3 protein-coding genes (1 of these 3 only partly in view) are annotated in these 25,845 nt (G+C 74.2%); 2 read left to right on the top strand and 1 reads right to left on the bottom strand.

Going from position 1 to position 25,845, the window contains the following annotated elements:
- Both CFP66_RS28085 and CFP66_RS48050 read left to right on the top strand, forming a co-directional pair.
- A protein-coding gene (locus tag CFP66_RS28085; protein WP_094928209.1) for a hypothetical protein crosses the window boundary here: on the top strand, positions 1 to 22,595 show its 3' portion. It extends 3,529 nt beyond the left edge of the window; only the last 22,595 of its 26,124 coding nucleotides appear in the window; its start codon lies off the left edge, out of view; it ends in the stop codon at positions 22,593 to 22,595.
- A complete protein-coding gene (locus CFP66_RS48050; RefSeq protein ID WP_094928208.1) occupies positions 22,592 to 23,167 on the top strand; it encodes a type VII secretion system-associated protein in 576 nt (191 codons plus the stop codon). Before CFP66_RS28085 ends, CFP66_RS48050 begins: the two co-directional genes overlap by 4 nt.
- On the opposite strand, the gene CFP66_RS28075 is transcribed toward CFP66_RS48050, so the two are convergent.
- On the bottom strand, positions 23,155 to 25,845 hold the full coding sequence (locus CFP66_RS28075; RefSeq protein WP_143517405.1) for an AAA family ATPase: 2,691 nt from the start codon (positions 25,843 to 25,845) through the stop codon (positions 23,155 to 23,157). The genes CFP66_RS48050 and CFP66_RS28075 overlap by 13 nt on opposite strands.

The following is a 25,845-nucleotide window of genomic DNA, read 5'->3' as shown; positions in this document are numbered from 1 at the left end:
CGTGGCGGGGTCACGAGGTGCTCGACGAGGCGCTGCGGCGGTACGGCGACCCGCCCGACCTCGTGGGATCGGTCCGGTCGGAGATGACGCGGCTGGGGAAGGCGCCGGCGGACCGCGAGGAGGTGATCGCGGCTTTCGGGTACTGGGAGAAGAGTTCGGCGGAGAACGGGCTCTCGCTCTCGCCCGGGTCACGGGGGCCGTGGTGGCCGCGGAACTCGAGGGATCTCGTCGTCGAGGTGGCAGGGGCGGGGGTGAGCCCGGACCACCGGATCCTCCGGACGCGCGGAGGCGCGGGAGGTCCCGAGCTGGAGTCCCGCGGCCACGTCATGGACGATGCCCGCGCGAAGGTCAAGACCAGATATGCACGTCTGGTCACCGACAGCCTCAGCGATCTCACGCCGATTCCCGAGCTCGTCGGCGAACCGTCGGCATGGCTACGAGGAGAGCAGGGGCGCCCGAGCGTCGCCGACGTGTGGGGCGAGCTCAGCCGCTTCTGGAGTCGGCTGTACGAGGTTCGTGCGGGCGAACGGCTCGGCAACGTGTTCCGGTGGCGGGACGGGTTCCGGGCTTCGGCGACCCACACCCAGTTCGGGCTCCGGTCCGAGGGGCCACCGGCGATCGCCCCCCAGATCACCCTGGGGGTCTCGGTGTTCGGGCTGCGCGATCTGCAGCGGAAGATCGCCAGTGAGTATCCGCTGACCGACGACAGTTTCAAGGACGAGCCGTCGGTCCGATTGCTCGACGACGGGTTGACGTTCGGTGCGGAGACCGCCGACCGGTTCCGCGATTACGCGAGAGACACGGGCGCCGGGTCGCGCCGGGCGTGGGACGAAGCGCTGCAAGCCGACATCGCCGCACTGCAGGGCTACGCGACGCTCGTCTACACCCACGCAGGCGTCGCTGCGCGGGGCTGGGGTGAGGGCCTGGTCAAGAACAACCTGCTCGCCCTGTCCCGAGTGCCGCTCGCTTCGGTGCGGGCCGCCTTGCCGGAACGGGTCCAGGAGTTCCTGGACGCCAACGCCGAGGACCTCACCGCGCAGTTCGATAATACGTATCGGAGCATCAACGAGGAATCTCGTTACCCTCTCGGCGTTCCGCTGAACGGCGAGATGAACATGCACACCGTGCAGGATTATCTGCGTCAGGCGTGGCGGCCGCTGCGCCCGGGTGAGCAGCCCATTCCGCAGTCGCACGTCGTCGGCCAGTTGAAGACGGAACTGCAGGATCTCGATACGTTCGGTCGGCGGGTCGGCTTGCCGCTCGTCGTGATCGAAGTACGGGCATTCCCGAGAAGAACCGGTCCGGATGCGTTCGCCCAGGCGTTCACCCTCTTCCTGCACTGGATGGCGAACAGCCGCCGGATCGATGACGACGCCTGGCGGGCGGCGTCGTCGTCGCGGGCTGCGAGGTCGGGTCTCGCCGGGGTGATGGACGAGGTGCCGCCTGCGCTGCCCGGTCCGGGGGACGCCGCGCGGGTCGATCCGCTCACGGTGGCCGCCGGGTCGGCCGATGTGGAGGGGGCCGAGGAGCAGCGCCGGGGGGCGATCCGGGAGCTTGCCCGGCGGCTGCACGACGGGGCGGTGGAACTCGGGTGGTTCGGGGCCGAGCGGTGGGTCGTGCACGTGGAGGGGGGCGACGACGGCGGCACGGCCGGTGAGGGGGCGCCGGAGGGCGGGCAGGCGGATGCGGACGCGGTCGGTGATCTGCTCGTCGCGGAACTGACGACGCTGCGGGACGAGCGAGGCGACGGCTTCCCGCCGCCGGTGCCGGTGGAGGTGGTGCGGTCGTCTCGGGGAGCAGGGGAGAGCGAGTCGCCGGGGTGGTCGCCGTCGGGGCCGGACGAGCGTCGTCACGTGCGTGTCTGGGTCGACGAGCCGGTGGTCGTATCCGGTCACGTCCTGAGCGACGAGCAGCTGGATGCGGCGACGCTGGCTCCGTTCGTGGCGGCGGCGTCGACGGACCTCGGGCTCGTCGACGGGCCGGTCGAGGCGTTGCCGGATGTCGGTGATGTGCTGCGGGAGCTGCAGGAGCTCGACCGTTCCGGTGGCCGTCCGACCGATCGGGTGGCGTTGGCGGAGGAGCTCGCGCGTCGGCTCCACCCGCAGCTCGTCCCTGAGGACCCGGGCCGTCTCGACGTACAGCCGCCGACGCCGGATCCAGGTGCGCAGGACGACGTCTCCGAGCGTTCCGATCCGCCCGTCGTCGAGCCGGACGTGCGGGGGCACGGGGTCCAGCCGTTCCTCGCGGAGCTCGAGGGGTCGAATCCGGAGCCCTCCGGGGAGCGGGCCCTCGAAGCCGAACTCCGGGAGGGTGCTCGTGGTGGTGGCCGCGGTCCGGACCGCGGTCCGGCCGGTAGCGGCGATGTCGATGTTCCGGTGGAGTCGCGGACGGTTCCACCTGCGGCGCCGGTGGGTGCCGGGTCGCAGTGGGAGTTCCTGGACCCCGCTGCCGGGCGCCCGTCGCTCCCGTCGTTCGAAGCGGTGTGGGGTGGGGTGGGCCAGGACGACGAGGCGGCCACCGTTGCGCACGAGGATCCGCGGGCGTCCGAAGTCCCCGCCGACGATCCGATCGATGTGGCCGTCACGGATCCGGCCGGATCGAGTGGGGGTGGCGTTGCCCCCCGGGACGCGGGCGGGCCGGCACGTACGGCCGGCGCCCCGGAGGCTCCGCCGCCCCGATACCGGGAGGCGCCGCCGGCGGAGCCGTCGCCGGGCGAGTGGGCGGAGATCCGGCGCGAACTGCACGGGGACGGTGACCTGCCGAGCTGGGACCGGGTGCGGGAGGTCTATGACCGGTACCTGACCCGGCTGGAGCGCAACGGCGCGCAGGTCCCGTACGGGGAGCGCGCGTTCGCCGTCCAGGTGGTGAGGTTCGGGGCGCCTGCGATCGGGGAACCGATAGCCCCAGCAGGGCTGCGCGGCGGTGGCCAGGACGAGGGTCAGGCACCGCAGGACGGCGGTGGCGGGGCGGACGAGTGGGCGGCGTCGACGGATGACATCGAGCTGGTGGAGCTGCCCCCCGTCGACGGGGGTCTCGATGAGGAGAACGCCGAGCAGGCGGCCGCTGCGACTCCGGCCGACGTTCCTGCTGCGACCGACGTTCCGGATCTCCCGGCGGATGCGGGGGCGGATGTCCCGGCCGTGCGGGCGGGGACGCAGCGCGCCCCCCTGCCGCACGACGCGACGGCGCTGATGCAGCGCATCGGGTCGCGGGCGGACTACTCCGAAGCCGAGCGCCGCGCCCTCGGCAGGACCGAGCGCCGGATCCGGCAGCTGTACCTGGGCCCCGAACTGCGGTCCCGCTTCAGGGACCACAGCAACGCGCAGCGTGAGTCGGACCGCGCGCTGCTCACCGCCGCGGCCGGCGCCCGGGCACTCGACCGACCCGTGGTGTTCCAGGTGATGTCGGATCGGCACCTCGCGGGCGCCGGCGTCACGACGCTCGACGACGGCCTCCTGCTCGCCCCGATCGAGGCCGGCGCACCGTCGATGAGCGATGGTGAGGGCACCGTGCGGCTCACGGCGCCGGCGGGGACGCGGCTGCTCCCGGCACACCCCGCATACGTGTCCACGGTTCCCGACCCTCTGCACCAGCGCTACCTCCTCCTGCCGGGCACGACGATCCGGACCTCGGGCAGCGGAGCGGACCTCGAGGTCGAAGTCCTGCTCGCCGAGCACGACGTCTCCGCCGCTCCGGATGGGCGCGAGGACACCCGGCAGGCGGCGCCGTCCACCGATCCGTCCGCGCGCCCGGTGGAGGTGTCCGAGCCGCCGTTCGGCGAGCGGGCCCCGGAGGGACCGCGCGGCAGGTTCCGAGCCGCGCCGTTCGACGGGCCCGCTCCATCGTCTGCCGCGCGGGTGCGTCCTGAGTCGGAGTGGGCGTCGCTGGACTCCGATCTCGGAGGCCCGTCGTTCGCCTCGTTCGAGGCGGTGTGGGGCGGGGAGGAGCGGGGCCAGGAGGGGCGGGGCCAGGAGGAGCGGGGCCGCGAGGGGGACCGGGGGGAGGACCGTGATCGCGGGGACGGCCGCGACCGCGGCGCCGACACCGGGCCGGAGGGGGACGACTCCGCCCGGGGCGACGACGAGACCGGGTCGGTCGCGCCGCACGCCCGGGGGCCGCTCGCGGTGTGGGCCCAGAAGCAGCCCGAGCTGAGCGAGGAGGAGCAGGCTGCGTTCGACGCGGTGGTGGCGCACGCGCAGGATCCGTCCCGCCCGGCGCCGTCGCGGCGGCAGCGCGCGCAGCTGATCGCGGCGGCGGGGCGCAGCCGGCTGCGGCAGGCGGTGGTGTTCACCGCGCCGCTCCCGGCTGGTGCGCGTGATCCGGCAAGTGGTGTCGTGCGTGATGGTCTGCCGGTCGCGCCGGTGGGGCAGGGGGCGGCGGCGCCGTCGCGGGCGACGGTTCGAGTGCTGGTCCAGCCCGGGACGCCGCTGCTGGCGCGGGTGCCGGGGTCGGGGTTAGCGCAGTTCGTGCTGCCGCCGGGGACGCGCCTGGTGCCGGACCGGACCCCCGGGGCGGACGGTGCGCGGTTCCGGGTGGACGTGGAGCACGGCCTGACGGCGGGAGATCCGGTGCGCACCCGGTACGAGCCGTGGCGCGAGACGTTGACCTACGGCCGGGGCGAACGTGGTGTCGTGGGCCGCAACCGGGCCGTTCTGGTCGCCCTGGCTGCGCACGTCAACGAGCAGGCCCGCACCGCCCGCCTCGCCGGGATGCCGCTACCGCGGCTGCGGATCGAGGGCGATGGTGGAGCCCACACGCTGCCGGGAGAGCCGAACCGGGAGCGGCGCGGCCGCATCCGCGCGGTCGAGGCCCAGGACGTGTTGCGTCGCCTGCTCGATCCAGGGGTCGTGATCGAGCACGCCCGCTCGGTGCTCGCCGACCCGTCGAACCCGGTCGAGCCGGCTCCGCGTCGTGAGGTGCGGGTGTCGGTGCACGAGCCGGCGCAGTTCGTCCTCGGCTCGCGCAGCGCTCCGCACCAGCAGCCGGTGCCGAGCCACGTGCATCTGGGCGGCATCGACGGTGACCTCGACCTCGCCGTCGTCGAGCGGTGGGTCCGTGCCGTGCACGGGGCCGAACGGACCCGCCCCGGCCGGACCCCCGGCCGGACCCTCGGCCGCGCGGGGCCCCGCCGTCGGGTGACGGTGTGGGCGGACCCGGAGGCGCTGCCGGCGACGGTGCGCAACGGGCTGCGAGCGCTCGGGGTGCGGGTCCGCAACCCGGAGTCCGATCGTCCCTTCTTCCGGCACACCGAGCTCGGCGACTACCAGGCGGCCACCCCGGCGGGGCGGCAGGCGGTGGTGGCGGTCTCGGTGCTGCAGCGGTACGGCGGGGTGTGGGCGAACCCGTCGGTGGATCCGCCGGAGGGACTCGACCTCACCGCGCTGCCCTCCCTGCCTGCCGGTGCCCGGCACGGGGTTCCGTTCCTGCCGCTGCTGCACACCGAGCGTCGCCCGTCCGAGCACCCGCCCGCGGCGACCGATCTGATGGTCAGTCCCGCGGACACGGCGTTCCTCGGTGAACTGCTGGGGGAGAGCGGGTCGGATCCCGACTCCCTCGCCCGTCCCGGGAGCCTCCTGGAGCGGTGGGGTCGGTTCGTCGATCCGTCGACCTCGTGGGTGCGGCGGGAGCTGCGCACGCAGCGGTGGCGGCCCGACGCCGCCGCTCTCGCGCCGTGGCGCGGAGGGCCCGCTCCCACCGCCGGTCCGGATGCGTTCCGGTTCGTCGATCGGGCGACCGACGCCCTGGTGCGCGACGTGGAGGCCGCGGTGCGGGCCGAGCTCGGGGACGGTCGCCTCGGCGGGCTGGACACGCTGCTGAACAGCCTGCGCGAGGACCCCGAGAGCTTCCGTGGCAGCGGGCGCCGTGCCGAGCTGGAGGTCGGCGGCTCCCGCGGGCGCTCGCAGGTGCGTCCGGTGACCGTCCGGCTCGTGCCGGAACGGGACGGGCAGGGAGGGGACAGCCCACCGGCGGGGCAGGAGATCTCGTCGCAGTACTACCAGCGCCACACCACCGCCGACCCCGGCGGTAGCCAGGACCGCAGGGGGGCCCGCCTCCCGGCCCGCGTCGACGGCGGCATGTTCGGCGGCTACGGCGGCGCCGGCGTATCGCGAGCGGTCACCGACGGAACCGACGTCATCACCAACGAGAACACCTACAACGAGCGCAGCATCATCGCCAGGCACCGCACGACGGGCCCGGCCCCCGCCCGCGTCGAGCTGGAGTTCGAGGCGACGGTCGTGACCCGACCGGCGTCGCGGGCCGTGCGCGGCGAGGTCGAGGGCTGGCAGCTCGGCCTGCCGCGGCACGACGCGCCCTCCTTGAGCCGTGCACCCGACGACGGGCTCGACCGGGCGCTGCGCGCCGGGCTGCCCCTCGAGACGTACACGCACGACAGCACGTTGTTCGACCGTGTCGCCGCGCAGCTGCACCCCGCGACCGTGGCCCCCGGAGCGCGCGGCCGTCAGATACTGGCCGACTTCCTCTCCGACGCCTCGATCCAGAACCTGCTCCCCGAGTTGCTCGGGGGATGGCACACCTCGGATCCCCTGCCGGCCGGGGACGGGTCGCCGTCGGCGTCTGCCGTCCTGTTGCCCTTCCGGACGTCCTCGGTGCAGATGCGCCTCGTTCCCGTGCGATACACCGACCACGGCCCGGTGGACGCCACGACATGGTTCTCCCAGCGCTACGAACCCCTCATCTCGGACGCGCGCCTCCGATCGCTCTACGACCAGCTCATCGTCTACGGCGGCTACCGCGGCTCGACGTCGGCGATCGGCGGCCACTCCAACTCCGTCGAGGTCGCGCTGAGCAAGGAACGCCACCGCGTCGACCGGCTCGACCGCGGCACCCTGATCCGGCAGATCCTCGTCCTGTCCGAGCAGTTGCGCGCTCATGACGTCGACCTGCGCCTGGAGGTCCGCGTCGTCCACGGCGGGCGGACCGGGGACGGCGGCGCGCGGCTGCGCAAAAAGCGACTGGGACCGCGCAGGAGCCACCCGCTCGTGATCACCGCCCCGGTGACCCAGCGCACCGTGCTGGCGACGGCGCTGACGAGGCCGGGGCAGGGGACCAAGCACCTGCCGGCTCACCTCACGTACCGCCGCGGATTCGGGAAGTCGGTCCCGGTCAGCCTCGGTGCCGCCCCGCGCCACCTGCGTGACCGGGTCACCGAGATCGTCGGGAGCACCGAAGGGTTCGAGGACCTCGTCCCGCGTCCGGCGTCGGGGCCGTCCCAGGTCGCGCACGGGTCCGACGTGCTGCGCGCCCACGAGCACGGCCGGCAGATCGAGGAGTTCCTCAGCGAGACCCATCTGGCCACTCAGCTCGACGAGAGCGTGCAGCACCACCTCTCGAGGACATTCGTCCGGCGCGGCGGGTGGACGTGGACCTACCTCACCGTCGAGGTGCACCAACAGATCCTCGAGGCCCACGACCGCGGCCCGGCGACCGGCGCGTCGATCAACGAGAGCATCGGGGGACGGCAGGGCCTCTCCGGCTCGGCCGGTCACCGCTGGCAGGGCTACGTCGGCTGGCGGGGAGCCGTGCTGCCGGCGGCGGGCGAGGCTGCGCTCGGCCCCATCGCCCGGTCCGGCTACAGCTACAGCCGGTCACTCGATGTCACGGCCGATCTCATCGGTGCGCGCCGGGAGCAGAGCACCGCGACCTCGGACGCGCGTCTGGTGACCGGACGCTCGCGGTGGAGCCTGACGGTGCGGCGCTGGGACGTGGAGGCGCCCTGGCGCCGGCTCTTCCCGGGGCTGCCCGGGCGGGCCAGCCCACGGGTCACCGTCGAAGAGCCCACCGACCGCTCCCTCGAGTCGGACTGGATGATCACGCTGCAGGGCGACGAGCTGCTCGACCACGCCCCGACCGACCTCCCGGACGGTCAGCGGATGGGGCATCAGGCCGCTCTCCCGAACGGCAATGCGGTGACGCTGATCCCCGGATCGATGGTCAGCTACGTCCCCGGGATCACACACATCCACCGGGGCATCAACCTCGCCCTGCAGAGGGCCGGCGGTGGCGACATGGTCATGACGCTGCCCGGGATCCCCGCCCTGCAGGCCACCCACACGTTGGCGAGCAGCCAGTGGCTCCTCGGCAACATGCGTGCGCTGCTCGGCGACGGCGTCCGGGGCCCCGAGATCACGTTCGCCCGCTGGTTCTTCGACCGCACCGGGCACGCGACGATCCAGTTCGCCATGTACGAGCCGCGGTTCGACCGGGACGCCGCAGGCAACCCGGTGACCTCCACCCGAGACCTGGCGATCTTCGGCCGCACCGACATGACGGTCACCAATTCCCGGGGGACCCAGCACGGGCTGCTGGCCTCGCTGGGACTGCGCGTCGCCGATACGTCCCACCTCCCGACCATGCAGCCGAGCGACCGGGACCGCCCCGCCGGCCGGGGTGGCGTCAGCGGTCGGTACGGGGTCTCGTGGCGACGGGGCACGGTCTCGAACGCCGCCGGGGCGCTCGAGGCGAGCACCCACGCCGTCGTGCCGACCTACCAGACGTTCGTCACCGGCATGGTGACGATCACGGCGACGAGCCGCGAGGCGAACTTCCTGGTCGACGCGGTCGTCACCTTCGGGCGGCACTTCCCCGAACGCGCCGGCGCCATGCTCGCCGCCCTGGGCCTGGCGCGGGCCGCCGACGAGGTCCCGGCAGGCACCACCGTGGCCCCGCCCGACCGGCAACGGGGCACCGGGACCGCCACGGAGCGGGTCCGGCTCCCGGCGATGCCGGTGCGGGCCACCGAGGACCAGGCACGCCAGTGGGGCCTGCTGCCCCCGATCATGGAGGCCACCCACCACACGAACGCCCAGCGGTGGTGGCTGCCGGTGAACGTGGCGCCGGACCGGCCCGTGCCCAGCTTCCACTACCCCGAGGACGCCGACAGCTTCCGACCCGCGATCACCGACCTCGTGACGCAGCTGCGGACCCACGGCATGGACGGGTTGACCACCCAGCAGGTCGAGGAGGTCGCCGACCGCCTCGGCGAGGGGCTGCCCGTCGGCACGGTGCACGGGGCGCTCGCCGGGCTGCTCGGGGAGGGGGTGCCACTGGGCGCCGCCGAGCGGGGGTTCCTCGGGTTCACCGATCTCACCGTCCGCGTGCGCATGGTGCCCGAGGGCGTCTTCCGGGTCGACCGGGTCGTCCACGACTCCTGGGCCATCCGCAACCAGCTGCTGGGCTTCGTGAACGAACAGACCGTCGAAGTCGTCTCGGCGGGTCGGCAGACCGAGGTGCAGGCCATGGTCGGTGGCAGGACGGCCGGTCCGCACGAGGGCACGACGATGGCGATGGGCGGGGTCGACGCGCAGGCGTCCAGCGCCGTGTCCGACGGCCGTGGCACCCGTTCCGGTGAACGGTCCATGCGGATCGTGCACTACAGCGGTCCGACGGCCGTCATCCGCGGCGACGTGCGGCTCGAGGTGGTCGTCGAGCGGGGCGCCCGGCAGCTGACGGGGCCACGCAGCGAACCCCTGCCGCTGACCTACCGGATCCCGGCGACCGGTCTGCGCGGGCCCTCCAGACCGATCCTCCCCCGGTCCCGGGGCGCCGCACCGGTGAACCTGCCGTGGCGCGAGGTCACGGTCTTCCTCGGCGCCGACGCGGCGGACCTGCGTCGGATGGTCCGCGACATGCTGGCGCAGGACGACCGGGTTCCCGCGGCGCTGCGCGGCGGCGGACGGGTGACGCAGGCGCTGGACCTGCTGTTCAGCCCGGAGCTGCTCAACCCCCACATGCAGAACGTGCTCGGCGGAGCCTCGCGTCTCGCGACCGTCCGCAACCCGGACAACGCGGCCGAGTGGGTGTCGGTCGACCTGCATCCGGTGATCCGGAACCCCAGGACGCTCGACCTGGATGCAGCGACCAGGACCGAGTCCGGCACGCGACACGTGGACGCGGACGCGTCGCTCCTCACCGAGTACCACTCCGTCGAGTGGGGACCGGCGTTCACGCCGGAGGGGCGCCGCGACGACACCGGCCGCGGCGTCGGCCACACCGATCTCGAGCGCGATCGCGACGGCGGCATGGCGCCGAGCCCCGCGCTGAGCGACCTGCGACCCGACTCCGACGCCCGCAAGGGCCCGACCCGACACGTGGGCGGCGACGCCGAGTACGTCGTGACGCTGACCGTCCACCGGGGCATGCCCGCGACGGTCGCGGGCAACGTCCGTTCCCCCGACGTCGTCCCGCCGGCCCGGCAGGTGCAGCAGTTCGAGCTCCGGCGCACACACGTGGGGCAGGGGGTCACCTTCTACCTCGCCGATGCCACCGCCACAACGACCACGCTGGGGCCTGTCAGCGAGGCCGTGTCGCGGGCCGAAGGCGTGCGCCGGGCCGCTGCTGACGCTTGGAAGGAGGCCGAGAAGCGCCTCACGGCGGTGGAGAGGCAGCGTGACCGTCTCGCGCAGGACCTCGACCGCGCCGCGCGGGACGAGCTCGACGCCGTCACCACGGTCGACGATGCCCGCAACCGCGCCAACCGGCACAACGTCGCGGGGCGGTCCGTGGAGGCCCGTCGCATGCAGGAGCTCGCCGACATCCTCGACGAGCGGACGCGGGTCGCCGCAGACGCGGGCAGGGCGCGGGTCGCGTGGGAGGACGCGCAGCGCGGGATGGAGCGGGCGCTCCGCGAGCAGCACCTCCCTCGGATCGAGGAGCTGCCCGACGACGAGGGCGAGCAGGCCGGGGATCGTACGGGTGGTGATCGTCGGGGCGGCGGTCGTTCAGGCGGCGCCGACGAGAACGAGCGATCGGAGTCGACGGATCCGGGCCCCGAGCGCGACCCGACGTCCGAACGCCCCGGCTCGGACGGTTCCACCGGTTCCGGCGCGCCCCGCGGTGGTCGGGATCCGCGCAGGCGCGAGTGGGCGCCGAGGCTGCCCGCCGTGTCGGAGGACGTGGAGGAGGCCGCAGGGGCGGGCACCACGGGGACCAAGGACTCTGCGGGGACCAAGGACTCTGCGGACACCACGGACTCGTCGGACTCGTCGGACTCGTCGGACGGCTCGCGCAGCGACGCCGGCTCCGTCAGCTCCTTGGGCAGCGATCCCGATCTCGAACCCTTCGAGCCGGACACGGCCGGGGGCGGATCCGCGAAGCCCCGCGGTCGCCCCGGCGAGAACGGGATGACGGCCCGCGATCCCGGCCCGCTCCACCGGTCGGTCCAGAACCGGGCGACGTCCGGCGGAGACGACGCGCGGGGCCGGTCGGAGGCGACGACGGACCCCGCTCCCGGACGCGGTTCGGAGACCGAGCGACCGGGAGCGGCGGAGGCCACGGCCGCCCGGGTGGATGCCGCGCGGAGCGGGGCATCAGAGCTGCGTGAGGCGGCTGAGCGGGCGGCAGGGCTCGCCGGGATCCTCGATGAGATCGAGATCGCGGACGGCAGGGAACGTCTCGCGTCCCTCCGGGACGACCGGGACGGGGAGGTCGCGGCCCACGCGGAGCTCGATGAGCTGCTGGGGCGGCGCGATCGCTTCCTCGTGAACCTCGACGGCGCAGCCCGACGGGAGCTCGACGGGATCGGCGATTCCACGGACGCCCGGGATCGCGAGCTCGCACTCCGTGATGCGGCCGAGTTCCTGGACCGGCGCCTCGCTCTGCTCGAGCGGCTGGCCCCGGCCGTCGTGCGCGACGATGACGGCGACGCGCGGGGTGCGCTGGAGCGGCTCGACGACCTCCTGCGCGACCAGGAGCGGATGCTCACGGCCGAGGCGCGTCTTGCCGAGAGGGAGCGGCGTCGCGCGGAGCTCACCGACGGCTTCGACGCCGACGCCGACGGTTTCGCCGCCGACGAGCGTCGGGAGCTCGACCGGATCGACGACGTCGACGAGGCCTGGGCCCGGGTGGCGACGCACCGCGATGTGGGCCTGGGTCATCTCGAGATCGCTGGGCGGCTGAACGCCCTCTCCGAGGTCCTGCACGAGGCGTCCGATGCGCTACTGGAGCGGGAGGCCGCTCGCGTCGAGGACAGCCGGGACGTGGCGGCGTCGGCCGAGGAGCGTCTCACCGAGGCGCACGAGCGGCGCGACGGCCTCGTCGAGGGCCTCGACGAGGCTTGGCGGCGGGAGTTCGAGCTGCCCACCGAGGTCGACACCGCCTTGGCCCGGGCCGACGAGGTCTCGGACCTGGCGGCAGCACACCACATTGCGGCCGAGCGTCACGTCGAGGCCGCGGAGCGGATGCAGGTGCTCGCGGAAGTGCTCGAAGCCCGGGGCCCGCTCGCGGTGGAGGCACACGCGGCAAGGAGCCGCTTCGAGGAGTCGTTGCTGGCGTTCGAGCAGCAGCGGGAACGGTCCGACGACGACTCCGCCGGTGAGGGCGAGGACTCCGATGGCGAGGGCGAGGACTCCGATGGCGAGGGGGAGGACTCCGGTCGCGAGGGGGAGGACTCCGACGGCGAGGGCGGGGACTCGGGTCGCGAGGGCGGGGACTCAGGTCGCGAGTTCGACGGTGCCCGTGAGTTCGACGGCGACCCCTACGCCGAGGCCGACCGCGACTCCTCAGCCGGGTCGGACGGTTCGGGCCGTGGGGACGAGGAGGGCGCCGGATCGGAGTCGGACTCGTCGGAGGCAGACGACGACGCCTGGAGCGCCGTAGATTCTGCCGATGGAACAGTCCTGACCTGGCCCGATCGGGACCCGCCTCCGGAGCCTTCGCCGGAGGCCATCGCGCGCGCGGACCTCACGGAGACCAGGCCCGCGGACCGTTTCGGGTCGATGGATGCGCTGTTCGGGGCGTTCTCGCCGCCGGCCGCCGTTGTGCAGCGGGATCCATCGGGTCGTGAGCACGACGGCGACTCCGAGCGCGAGCCTGACGACGGCGGCGAGTTCGACGGCGGTGACGGGTTCGGCCGCGGTGGCACCGGTGCTGACCCTGACCCCGGCTCCGAGCCCGACTCCGACTCCGACTCCGACTCCGATCAGGACTCGGATCACGGCTCGTCGGCGTCTTCCGCGGAGGCCATCGCGCGCGCGGATGTCATGGAGCCCGCGCCTGCCGACCGTTTCGGGTCGATCGATGCCCTGCTCGGGGCGTTCCCGCCGCCGGCTCCCGTTGTGCCGCGGGAGCCGTCGGGTCGTGAGCACGACGGCGACTCCGATCGCGAGCGTGACGGCGGCGGCCGCGAGTTCGGCCGCGGCCCTGGCCCTGGCGCCGACTTCGAGCCCGACTCCGACTCCGATCAGGACTCGGATCACGGCTCGTCGGCGTCTTCCGCGGAGGCCATCGCGCGCGCGGATGTCATGGAGCCCGCGCCTGCCGACCGTTTCGGGTCGATCGATGCCCTGCTCGGGGCCTCCCCGCCGCCCGCCCCCGTGCCCGGTCCGCAGCAGGAGCCGCCGCGCGCGAGCAGCTCTTCGGAGACCACTCGGGGAAGCCGCCCGCACCACGATGACGACGAGCGGACCCAACCGGAGCCGGAGCGGTCGCCGGCGCCACGTTGGTACCCGCTCCGGCAGGTGCCGGAGGAGGTGTTGCTGGCGACCTCCGCGCCGTGGGCGTGGGTCCTGGATGCATCGGGGGAGCTGCTGGTCGGTCACCGGGAGCTGGGGCAGCGGAGCCCGTGGACGCTGCTGGACGAGTCGCGTCGTGGCGAGCTCGAGGCCCGTCACGCGGCTCCGGTCGTCGTGGACGTCATCGGCGCCCGGGTGAGCGGCACGGTGGAGTACTCCGACGGCGCGTGGCGCCTGCAGGTCGTCCCGGGCCACGCGGACGTGGAGGAGGAGCTGCCGTGGGGTGCGGCGATCGAATCGGTGGGCGCCGCCGCCCGGCAACTCACGACGCATGTGACCCGGGAGGTCGCCCCGCTCGACGGCGTGACGACCGACATCGGCCAGACCCGCCAGCCGCGGCCGGAAGGCCACCGGGACGAGCCGACGCTGGAGGATGTGCTCGGACCGTCCCCGGCTGCGCCGGACCGTCCGGTGTTCGCCTCGCGGACCCGGTCGTTGCCCGGGCTCGGGCCGTCGATCCTGGAGTCGTGGGAGCGCGCGTCCCCCGAGGAGCCGCCGCTGTCGTGGTCGGTGGTCGTGGACCGCAGCGGTGCCCTCCGGATCGCCTGGCGCCTGCCGGACTGGCCGGGCCTGTTCGTGGACGCGCTGCAGGAGGCCTACCGCCAGACGTTCCCCGACGGCCCGCTGGACATGCTGGAGCCCGAGGCGTTCCTGCGGCAGCTCGAAGCGCTGGGCTACCCGGCGCTCCCGTTGGTGTTCGACGCCGACGGCCGCCCCCGGGCAACCCGGGACGACCATCGATGGGTCGGCGAGCTGACCAGGCGCGGTGACCGCCTGGAGCTGGTCAACGACCTGCGGGGTGGGGGCGCGGCGCGTGCGACGGACGCGCCGCGGTCGCAGGTGGTGCAGTGGACGGGGGCGGTCGCGCAGGAGTTGGCCGACGAGCTCGGCGTGCCGGTGACCCCGATCGCCCGGGTTCCGGACGACGGGTTGGTCCGGACGGCCCGCACCGGCCCGGGCGGTGTCGCGACCGACTGGACCCGTGAGGCGTTGGCGCTTCCTCTCGAGGAAGACGGACCGTCCCAGCTGTGGGACCCGGATCGCGACTCGGAGGGCGACCCGGACGGCGACCCGGACGGAGGCTCGGACGCAGGATCGGTGTCGGACGCGGCCGGCTGGGCCGCCCTCGAACCCGACGCCGGCGCGGACGACCCGTCGGTGGAGGGTCGCCCCTCGGGCGATGACGTGCCGAGCCCGTCGAGATCCGTGCGCTCGGGCAGTGACGCCGGCAGTAGCGACTTCGGCGGCAGCGAATCCGACGGCAGCGAGTCCGGCGGCAGCGAGTCCGGCGGCAGCGAATCCGACAGCGAGGTGTTCGGAAACCCCGTTCTGGAGCGCCTCGACGAGCGGATCGGGCACCTCCTCGAGGCCGTGGACCGGTCGGGCCCCGCTGCGCGGCTGCTCGCCGTCCTCGACGAGTCGATCGAGGACATGCACGGCGCCGAGGACCCGACGGGGGCCGCGGTCGACATCCTCGCGTCGGTCGACGACGGGATCGACGACTTCGTCAGCGGCCAGGTGAACCTCGCACTGGACGACATGGTGGACGATCTCTCGGACGCCGGCTGGGGCGATCGCCTCGGCGGCGGTGACGCCGGTACGGACCTCTCCCGCAACGACGTGGCGGACGATCCCTGGGACGACGATCGGAGCGATCTCGCGGACGGCCCGGGGGATGACGCGAGGGGCCGCCTCATGCGGCAGTTCGCGGCTGTCGTCGGCGCCGGGTTGGCGCGCTGGCTGGGCCGCGATGCGGTGCCGGGTGTCGTGGCCGTCCCGGACGGGGACGATGCGGCGGACACGCGGAGCGCTGCCCAGTTCGCCCTGCTCGACGACGAGCTCGACTTCGGGAACGCATGGCGCACCGCGGCGGCCCTGTTCGGCGCGCTCGAGGCGGTGCTGGACGGCTCGCCGACGCCTGCGCGGCACCCGCTGGAGCTGCCGGGGTCCCTCCCGGACGACGTGCCGCCCGAGGGTGGTCGGCTGGTGCTCGACGAGGAGTTCGACCCGGCCGACCAGTGGGGCGACGTGCAGGTGGAGATCACCGTTCCGGCGGGCACCCCGGTCGCCTTGCGCATCGACGAGATGGGGCCGCGTGTGGTGTTGCCGGCGGGCACCGTCCTGCAGACCGCTACCTCGGGTGGCTCGTTGCTGCGTCCTGCCGAGCTCACGGTCGTCGCGCCGGGTGGCGACGGTGGCGAGCCGGATGACGCGCCGGATCCGGGTTCCTGGTCCGGCGGGCCCGGCGCGCAGGACATGGAGATGCCGGGGGAACCCACCGCTGCGCCGGCGTTGCCGCAGGTGCTCGGACCCCCGCGAGTCGTCCGGCAGCGTCTGGACGTCCGGTTCGACGACGGACCCGGTGCGCCGGCCGCGGCTCAGGGTGCCGGGACCACCGGGCCGCTCCTGCGCCCCGGTGAGGTCGAGCGGCTGCACCGGTACGCCGACCGCTGGGTGGACTCGGTCCTGGTCCACCATCCGCGGCAGCGCGCGCTGCCGCGGATGGCGCTGCAGGACGCCCCCGCCCCGGGCTCGGGGATGTCGGTCGGTCCCGAGCGGCCCGGGGAGACGACCCCGCACCTCCAGGCGGTCCGCGACGTCGTGCTCGACCGCGCGGAGGAACGGCTTCGGCGGTGGCAGGACGAGGAACGGGAGAGGTGGAGTCGACTCCCCGGGTCCGACCCGCGCAGGGGGCAGGAACCGGAGCGCCCCGACGTCCGGGGGCTGGTCATGACGTCGGTTGCCGGCAATCCCGGGGAGGGGCCGCGGATGGTGCGGCTCTCGTCGAGGCGACCAGTGGCGCTGCGGGACCGGTTCGGACCGCTGTGGCGTACGCCGGGTCCGATGGCGCCGACGATCACCGACCCGCTGCGTCCGCACCAGTGGGAGGAGCGGCGGTCGGGCGCGCCGTTCGGTCGGGCGACGACGGAGTACTTCCGGGTGAAGGCGGAGGTGCCGGTGGCGCCGGCTGCACCCGGGGCGGACCCGAGGGCGCTGTGGCATCGGGTGACCGCGTCGCTGGACAAGAAGCCCTTCATCGGGGATGTCCACGTCGTGGTGCGTCGGATCGAGGCCGTGCCCGGCCGCTGGGTCCGCGAGGTGACGGTGCCGCTGGTGCTCGTCGGCCCCACGGGACCGACGGAGATGCTCGCCCGGCGGGCGGAGGCCGCCCTCGACTCCGCGCTGGGCGGCCGCTACCGCCTGCCCGGCGGCGACCAGCTCCACCTGCGACTCGACATCGTCACCGTTCCCAGACTGGACGGAGTCCATCCGAATCCGGACGGGGAGGTCGAGCTGCCGCGGGCCCACGACGAACGGCTCGTCGTGGGCGTCCTGCCTCCCGACGGCGGAGGGCACGGCACGCAGCACTTCTGGTCGGCGGACATGGCCGGCTCGGTCCTCGTGCACGAGATCCTGCACGCCCTGGGGCTCGTGGACAGGTACCGAGGCCGGTTCGCGCTCGGTGGGGTCCACGACCAGAACGGGGTCATGGGGGACGGGCCCGTCCGGGGCCAGGTCCTCCTGCGTGAGGCCGACCTCGAGCGCATCGTTGACGTCCTCCGGTCGGAGGTGGTCGTCCAGGACCACCCGCTGCCCCCGGGGACGGCCGGGGTTCCCGGGCTCGACGGCGCGGACCTGCGCGGGCGCCGGGCCGCCGGCGACCCCGCGGTCGTCGACGCCTTCACCGAGGACGGGACCCCGGTGTTGCTGGATGCGACCGCGGTGCCCGCGCAGCGGGTGACCGCGCCCCGGCACGGCCAGGAGGCCACGGTGGCCGTGTCGTTCCGGCCCGGGGGGTCCGCGCTCGCCGGCCGGCAGCTGGGCGACGACCCGCTGAGCGCATTGCGGCACACCGTCCCGGGACAGCCGGGCGTGCTCGTCCGCCCGGCCACGGGGCCCGACGTCACACCGTGGGCCGGCGCCCAGGTCCGCAATCCGGGGCCGCTGCCCATCGAGGCCGACTGGGACCAGGGGTTCCGGGTCGACCCCGGCTCCGCGGCCACGACGTGGGACGGCCATCCGCTCCCGCCCGGCACCGTCGTCCTGCTCGACGGCGAGTCGTTCGCCCGGCTGGTGCAGCGGTCGCCGGCGTTCCTGGACGCGGAGGCCGTGCAGCACGGGCGGCCGTTCGTGCTCGTCACCGGGGCGTCGGGGGTGTCGCATCGCGATGCCACGCGGTGGACGCACGCCATGTACCCCTACCAGCGAGACACGTTCGCCGCGGACGGCCCGGTCTCCGTCGCCGATTCCGACGGGTTCGCGGTGCTCGCCCTGCCCGAGAACGCGCGCTGGCACCACTTCCGGCCCGACCCGGCGGCCGCGCAGCGGGCACTCGAGGAGACGCGGGTGGACGCCATGCTGCCGTTCGTGGCACGACGCGTGGCGCAGGGACGGGTCGCGGCCGGTCTCCGGGAGGGACCCCCGGCGCACCGGGGCGAGGTGATGCGGGTGCTGCACGGCCTGGGCCGCCAGGGGCGGGCGACGGGAACCGCGATGGACCTCGCGCGGCGGGTGGCCGAGGTCATCCTCGCCACCGACCGGGCGGTGCCCCCGCCGGCGATCAGGACCCGCAGCGACTGGCGCCCGGGCGAGCAGATGGGCGTGCTGCTGCGCGCGGCGGTGACGCGGGAGCTGTCGGGGAACGGGATGGCTCCGCCCCCGCCCCTCGTGGACGCCGTGTACGCGGCGTACCGGCGGCGCTGGCTGCCGGGGCACCACCGGGCGCACCCGAACCAGCGCGACCACGCGCGGGCGATCGTGGAGCTCGGCCTGCACGGGCGGGCGGCGGGGCCGCGTGGTGGTGCGTCAGCCGGTTCTGCGGTCGGCGATCCGGGCCGGTCCGGCGTGGCCCGGGGCGAGTCGTCGCGGTCCGGCGCGCAGCTCGCGCCGGCACCGGATGCGGACGCGATCACGGCGGCGCCCGAGCCGTCGGAGGGGCGGTCGGAGCCCGCGCCGGAGTTGTCGCACAACATCCGCACCGAGCTGCGGATGGCGATGCGCCGGGCCGATCCGCGGGTGGGGGACGGGCCGGAGGACCGGGAGCTGGACCGGCTGGTGGAGGCCGAGCGGGTCCGGTCGGGCGGGGAGTGGGATCTGCGTGCGGGGACCGGGGGGTTGCCGGCGGAGAAGCTCGGGCGGGCGCTGGCGCGCGAGTTCGTGAAGGGGCTCGGGCTGCTGCCGCTGGACGAGCCCCGCCTGCGCGGTGGCGCGGCGGCGGGGCCGGAGTTCCGGCCCGAGCCCGACTCACCGGAACACCCGGTGACCGGACTCCAGGAGAGTGCGCGGCTGGATGAGGAGTTCGGACCCGCGTCGGCCGACATGCGCGACGTCATGTGGCATGTGCCGCGGACGGCACCGCTCGATCAGGTACGTGAATTGATCGTTGACGGTCTTCCTGTGGGCTGGAGCCGTCGAGCACGTCAGGCCATGACTCCCCGGGCGAGGGAGTCCTGGTCGGTGGTGGTGGACCGGGACGGCGATGCGCGCGTGGTCCGGGACGGACTTCCGGAGCTGTTCTGGGAGGGCATGCACGCTGCTTATCGGTCGTCGTTCCCGGATGGTGCGTTGGTCGACGTGGAGGTGGAGGACTTCCAGGAGGCCCTGTCGGGTGTGGGATATCCGGTTGTGGGGGTGGGGTTCGACGTCGGGGGTAGTCCGCTGGCTGCCACCGATGGGCATCGCTGGGCGGGACGTCTCCAGCGGTCGGGGCAGGGTGGCCTGGAGCTGCTCGACGATGCTCGGGGCCGTCAGGAGTGGACGGGTGCGGTAGCTCGGCGGCTTTCGGCCCGGCTCGGTGTTCCTGTCTCTCCGGTCGATCCGGCGTCGATCCGGGAGTCCGACGATGCGTTCTCGGAGTGGGGGTCGGCCGACGGCGAGACGTCGGATCGCGAGTCGGCGGCCGGGTCGCCGGTCGCGCCGGCGGATGCTCCTGGGAGCGCCGCGGCCGCGCTCGTCGATGCGGCGATCGGGGGTGTTCTCGAGGTTGCGGGTCGGATCGACGCTGCCGCGGACCTGCTGGGTGGAATCCGCCGTGCTGTCGAGGACATCCGCGGATCTGTGGACGAGTGGCGCGTTTCGAATGACCCGTTGGACGCCGCGACGGAGGTGTTGGCGTCGGTCCATCCCTCGATCAGGAACGTTGTGAACGGGGCGGCGGGTACGCGCGCCGCGGAGGAGTTGACCACGTCGATCACCACCGTGTTGACGGAGTTCTTCTTCGCGGACGGCGGTGCGGGCGGTGGCACGGGGCGGATACCGGCCGCGCTCGACGAGGTGCTGGGGGAGGACCGTGATCTGTGGGGCGTGGCGCTGGGCTTGTTCGCCGCGCTCGACGTAGCGCTCGAGACGGTCTCGGACCGGTTGCGGCGCTGGGCGGACGGCGAGGGTTTCCAGGCGCAGCAGTGGCAGCGGATCGGGCAGTTGCCTCTGGACGTCGCGGGGTCGTTGCCGCGCGGGTTGTGGTGGATGGTCGACGCCTCGGGGGAGTTCCTGGTCGGTCATGCCGGTGTGGGGTGGTCGGGCCCGACGGCATTGCTGGCCAGGTCACGTGCCCGCGACGTGGGGGGTGCCGTCGAGGCGGAGCGCCCGGTCGTCGCGGAGGGGTCCGGGCCCCTCCTGTCCGGAGTGCTGGTGTTCGCCGGCCAGGAGCGGCGGGAGTGGGAGCTGCGGCTTGCCGTGGACCCGCGATTGTCGGGTTCGGTGGATGAGCTGCCGTGGGGGGCGGTGATCGAGAGGCTGAACCGGGCTGCTGGACAGGCAGCCGAGCAGGTGGCCAACCCGGTCGTACCGCGGGTGGGCGGGTCCTCGGCGGGCGACGTCGGTGAGTTCCGCCGGCCGGGGCCGGACAGCGGTGTGCAGGGCGAGGCCTTGCTGGATGAGATGTTCGGCCCTGTTTCGGCTGATGTGCGTTCGGGCATGTCGTTCGCGGCGCAGACGGTCCCGCTCGGGCGGGTACGTGGTCCTGGGTCGGCCCCGTTCCCGCACGTGACGGGCCGGTCGGTCGTCGTGGCCTCCGACGGGGATCTGCACATCGCCCGGTCGGCCGATGAACTGCCGAGCCTGATCTGGCGTGGCATGCATGCCGCATACCGGTCGTCGTTCCCGCAGGGCGCATTGGCTGCGGCCGCTGTGGTGGAGTTCCGAGATGCTCTGGTGGACGTGGGGTATCCGGCCTCCGGGGTGTCGTTCGACGTCGATGGCGCTCCGGTGGCTGCCGCCGACGGGCGTCGTTGGGTGGGGGTGGTCCGGAGCGCCGAGGGGGATTCGGACCCGGATGATCTGATTGTGAACAACGTCGTGCGAGAGGAGGACGCAGTTCGCGCTCTCTCCGTTCCGTCGCCGCGGGTTCGGGGGTGGACGGAGGCGGTGGCGCAGCGGTTGGCCGACCTTCTCGGCGTACGCGTGGCTCCGGCCACTCGCCTGCCGGATGACGGGTTGGAGATCGCCGAGTACGTGCCACCGCATTACCGGATGGCCGACATCCTGGGCGAGGCCGACCTGTCGGGCGGGATCGAGACGGAATCGGTCTGGGAGTTCGACGGCGTGTCGGTCCCGTTGTCCGAGGACGCGGATCGGCACTGGGAGTCGGGAGCCGAATCCGAATCCGTATCCGATTCGGCTTCCGAGTCACCGGGACCTGAGACCGGCTCCGGGGCAGATTCCGATTCGCCGGGTCCAGAGATGGATGCGGGGGTGGGGCGGGCTGCGGTGGGTGCGGCTCCGGAGAACGGGCCGGGCGTGGGGTCGTTCGATGGTGACGATTCCTCGGTTTCTTCGGATTTCTCGGGTTCTTCGGACATGGATGACGATCTCAGTTCCGTGGGGTCGGAGTTCTCGGCTCCGGAGGTCGCGCCTGCGCGGACGGTGGTGGCCGGGGCCGTCGACGCGGCGATCGGGGACCTCTTCGAGGCCGGCGGCCGGTCGAGGGCCGCAGCGTCGTTGGTCGACCGGCTCGACGAGATGGTCGCGGCCGTTCTCGGGGCCGATGACCCGATGGGTGTTGCTCGCGCCGCGCTCGCCTCGACCGATCACGCGATCGGGATGGTGCTGAATCGCCGGGCGGGCCACGGTGCCGCGGTGGAGCTGGCCGCGTCGATCGACGCCGCGTTGGAGGGTCTCCTGCCTGCGGGGGATGTGGCTGGTGGGCGAGTGGTTGCGGGCGCGGGGGGCATCCTCGCCGCGGTCGACGAGGTGCCGGAGCAGGACCGGGCCGGGTGGGGTGTCGTGGCGGGGCTGTTCGCCGCGCTGGAGGCCGCGCTCCGGACGATCTCGGACTGGTCGCGGGCCAGGTCCGACGTGGAGGGGCGGGCGTCTTCGGAGTACACGGTGCTGGGGGAGCTTCGGGAGGGGGTCCCGCAGTTCGGTGAGGATCTGGTGCTGGCCCACGCGCTCGATCCGGTCGGCGTGGAGGATGCGGGGTCTCGACCTTTCGACCCGGACCAGGTGGTCGAGATCCGCGTGCCTGCGGGCGCGTCGATGGTGCGCAGGTCGGACGGTCCGGCGGTCCGCATGGTGCTGCCGGCCGGCACCCGCCTGCGTCCCGCACTCGGAACCGAGGGCCGGGACGCGTTCCGGGTGGTTCTCGATCCCCCGCCCGCGGCGAATTCGCCTTCCACGGAGGCGGCGATCGCAGCGTTGCGGGGGCTGCTGGAGCCCGGGCCCGAGGCCGCGGGTTCGCGGTTCGCGGGGATCGATGCCGTCCTTGCCGGTGTTCGTGAGCCTGGGGAACAGCACACGCCCGGATCCGGCGACGAGGTACGGGAAGTGTCGTCGTACTCGGACGAGTGGCCGGGCTTCCTGCCGGGGGAGTTGCCGCCGAGCGGCGCGACGGTCCTGCTGGACGAGGAGTTCGAGCGGGACCGCCCGCTGCCGGGCGGCACGGCGGTGACCGTCTTCGTGCCGTCGGGTGTGCCGGTGGTCCGGCGTTCCGGCGCCGACGGGCTGCGCCTGCTGTTGCCGGCGGGAACCAGGCTGCTGGTCGACGGGGTGCGGTTCGACGTCGGGACCCGGGTCGTGGAGCTGGTGGTGCTGCTGCCCGGCGACGCAGCGGACGAGGGAGGAAGGTGACCGCCGTGGCCGAGGGGCCCGATGTCAGCGAGCCGGACCTGCTGCTCCTCGTGGATCCGGCGTTCGAGGAGAGCGCCGAGACCCCGGACCCGCCACCGGAGAGCGTCATCGGTGGCTGGGCGGTCGGGCCCGACGGTTCCACCGGCCGGTTCCGGCCCAACCCCGTCCACGTGCCGTCCAGCCCGGACGTGCCGTCCGACCCGGTCGACGCGGTGCTGCGGTTGCTGGCCGGCGGCGAGGCGGGCACCGAGGACCTGCTGGCCGTGCTCGGCGAGATCGATCTCGACGTCGCGCTCGACCCCGACGCGGTCGTCCTGGTCGTCCCGGCGCCGGACGGGCAGCTGTGCGTCCTCGCGACGACCGCGCCCCGGCACCGCGCCGCGGTGGTCGACGCCGAGTACGCGCCCGTGGCGGGCTGGCGCGCGGTGAGCCTCACCGAGGTCGCCGCGGCGCTGCCCGAGCAGGGGGTGGACGTGCTGCTCAACCCCCACGGGCCGGCGCCGATGCGGGTCGCGGCCGCGGCGGTGCGGGATGCGGCCGGTCGGCGGCCGGCGGACGGTCAGTGGCGGTAGGACCCGTCGAGCAGGGCAGCTGCCAACTCGATGCGGGACCGGTACCCGGTGCGGGAGAACAACCGTCCCAGCCGGCCCTCCACGCTCTTCTCGCTGCTGCCCAGCAGGCTCGCGATCTGCCGGTTCGTCAGGCCCTCGGTGAGCAGCTGGCCGAGCAGCCGCTCGTTCTCGGCCTTCGTCACGGCGCGTCCCGGTACCGGTACACCGCGCGCCGCCATCGCCGACCGGGTCCACGCGCGCGCGAGCGGAGCGTCCAGCCGGCCGTAGAAGGCGTAGACGTCGACGAGCACCTCGGGCTCGGCCAGGCCTGCCCACGCGAGCTGGAGCCCCAGGCTGGCCTCGTCGAACGCCTGGCCGGTCTCCCGCGCCAGCCGCAGGCACTCCGCGGCCGCGGCGGTGTCGCCGTGGGCGAGGGCCCGCCCGGACGTGGCGTGGATCCACGCTCGGGGACTGCGCAGGACGTCGGCGACCGCGTCGAGGTCCTGCACCCGGGCCTTCGCGCCCGGGACGTCACCGGCGAGCAGGTGCAGCCGGACGAGCATGCTCAGCAGCAGCTCGGTCCCGACCACCACGCCGTTGTCGCGCGCGCGATCCAGCGCCCCCTCGAGCCGGGCCCTGCCGGTGTCGACCTCTCCCAGGGTCGCCTCGATGGTGGCGTCCAGGACGTCGAGCACGTGGTCGAGGGCGTGCATCTCGGCGCGCGCCGTCGCGATCAGCTGGCGTGTGGCGCCGAGCTCGCCCTTCGCGAGCGCGAGGCTTCCGAACTGCTGGTAGAAGTTCGGATCCCCGAGTTCGAAGTGGTGTCTACCGCGGTCGGCGAGGGAGCGTCGGGCCATCTCCTGGGCCTCCGGCCGACCTTCGGCCAGTGCGAACACCGCACGGTGCGTCGGGAGCAGATCGGATTCCGCCAGCCCGGCCGTGCGCGCGATCTCCCGCCCCCGCTGGACGTCGCCGAGGGCGACCATGCAGGCGATCGCCCAGTCGGTGGGGTAGCGCCGGCGCATCCCCTCGCCGTCGGTCACCGGGCTGACGACCAGGCCGGCCTCGAACTCGTCCATCCGCCCGGCGACCAGCTCGCCGACCCACTGGATCAGCTCGCCCCGCTCGCGGGTGGCGGGCCGCGCCGCCCAGATCGGGCGGGCCCGCAGCAGCAGGGAGTAGGCGGCACCCCAGCTGCCGCGCAGGATGAGCGCGAGCACCCGGCAGATCGCCCGCACGGCCTCGTCGGCCTCCCAGAACGCCGTCCCGTTCGCGACCGCGTCGAGCTCCTCGGTGTCGCCGTTCGCGTGCAGGGCCAGGACGAGCACCATGTACAGCTCGTGGCGGACGACCTCCGGCAGCGCGCTCCCGGAGTCGAGGAGCTTGCGCGCGCTCGCGATCGTGGCCGGGGCGTCGCCCGCGCGTTTGCCGGCCTTGCAGTGCTCCAACCATGCCCGGACCCGGTCGTCCTCGCTGCCTGCCAGCTCCGCTGCGGCGCGCCACCACCGCGCGTCCCGGCACGGCGTCGCCTCTCGGCGGGTCTCCTGCGCGGCGGCGACCAGGTCGGCATGGGCCCTGGCGGCCGGCAGCAACCGCCCGGCGACGGCGATGAGGTCGGCGAGCGCGGGGCGCGACAGCGCCACCTCGCCCTGCCAGGCGGCCCGCACCACGAGCGCGGCGAGCCTGCGCCGCTCGTAGGGACGCAGCTCGGCACGGAGGCGGGAGGCGAGGAACGGTACGAGGAACCGTCGGCTGCCGTCGCGGGCGCGATGCAGCAGCCCTGCGGCCTCGAGGTCGCGCAGGCGTGCGAGTGCCTCGTCGACCGTGGTCTCCAGGGTCGTGGCCAGGAGTGCGGGCAGCACCGGACCGGCCGGCTCCAGCGCGGCGGCGGTGCAGGCCGTCCGCCACGCCGCGGGGCTGATCAGGGACACGCCCCGCAGCGGCGGGGCGGAGCCGTCGGCGAGGTCGTCGGGCGCGTCGGGGACCAGGTAGGCGTGCCCCGACACCAACCGCACGCCGCCGGAGTCGCGCACCGACGACACCACGTCCACCACGGCGGCGGCGATCCCGCGGCTGCGGGCCCGGACGTGCGCCACCAGCTCCGGGGACGGGAGCGCGCCCACGTGGGCCCGCACCGCAAGGGCCGTCGCGTCCAGGTCGAGCGCGGGAACCCGGACCGTCGCCACCAGCCGCTCGGCGCGCAGGCGCCGCAGCGCCGCGACGCCCGCCGAGCGCAGGGGCTCGGGGCAGGGCAGGGCGACGGCGCACACGTAGCGCACGGCCGTCCCGGCCACCCGGTGGGCGAGCGCTTCGAGGACGGCGGCGGTGTCGCGGTCCATCCACTGCGCGTCGTCGACGAGCACGACGGCCTCGCGGGGCACCACGGACGCGGCCATGGCGGTGGCCGCGCGACGGGCGGTGGACCGGTCGTCGAAGGCACCGTCGACCGGGGTCAGTGGCGCGGACCACCCCGCGGGCCCCGGCGTCGTCCCGCCGTCGCGCCGGTCCACCGGTACCCCGTCGCGCGCGATGCGGGTGTCGATCACCACCCGCCCTCTGGCCTGCAGGAACCGTCCGATCTCGGCCAACACGGTGCTCCGGCCGGTGCCCGTCCGTCCGGTGACCACCACGAGTGGTGGACCGCCGTCCGCGTTCACGAGATCGATCACCTGGTCGATGCTCGATCGGGCGACACTCAC

The sequence above is a fragment of the Pseudonocardia sp. MH-G8 genome (assembly GCF_002262885.1).
In the GTDB taxonomy this organism is placed as follows: Bacteria; Actinomycetota; Actinomycetes; order Mycobacteriales; family Pseudonocardiaceae; genus Pseudonocardia.
The sequence above is the reverse complement of the archived record's forward strand: the minus strand, read 5'-3'. Positions and strand labels throughout refer to the sequence as shown.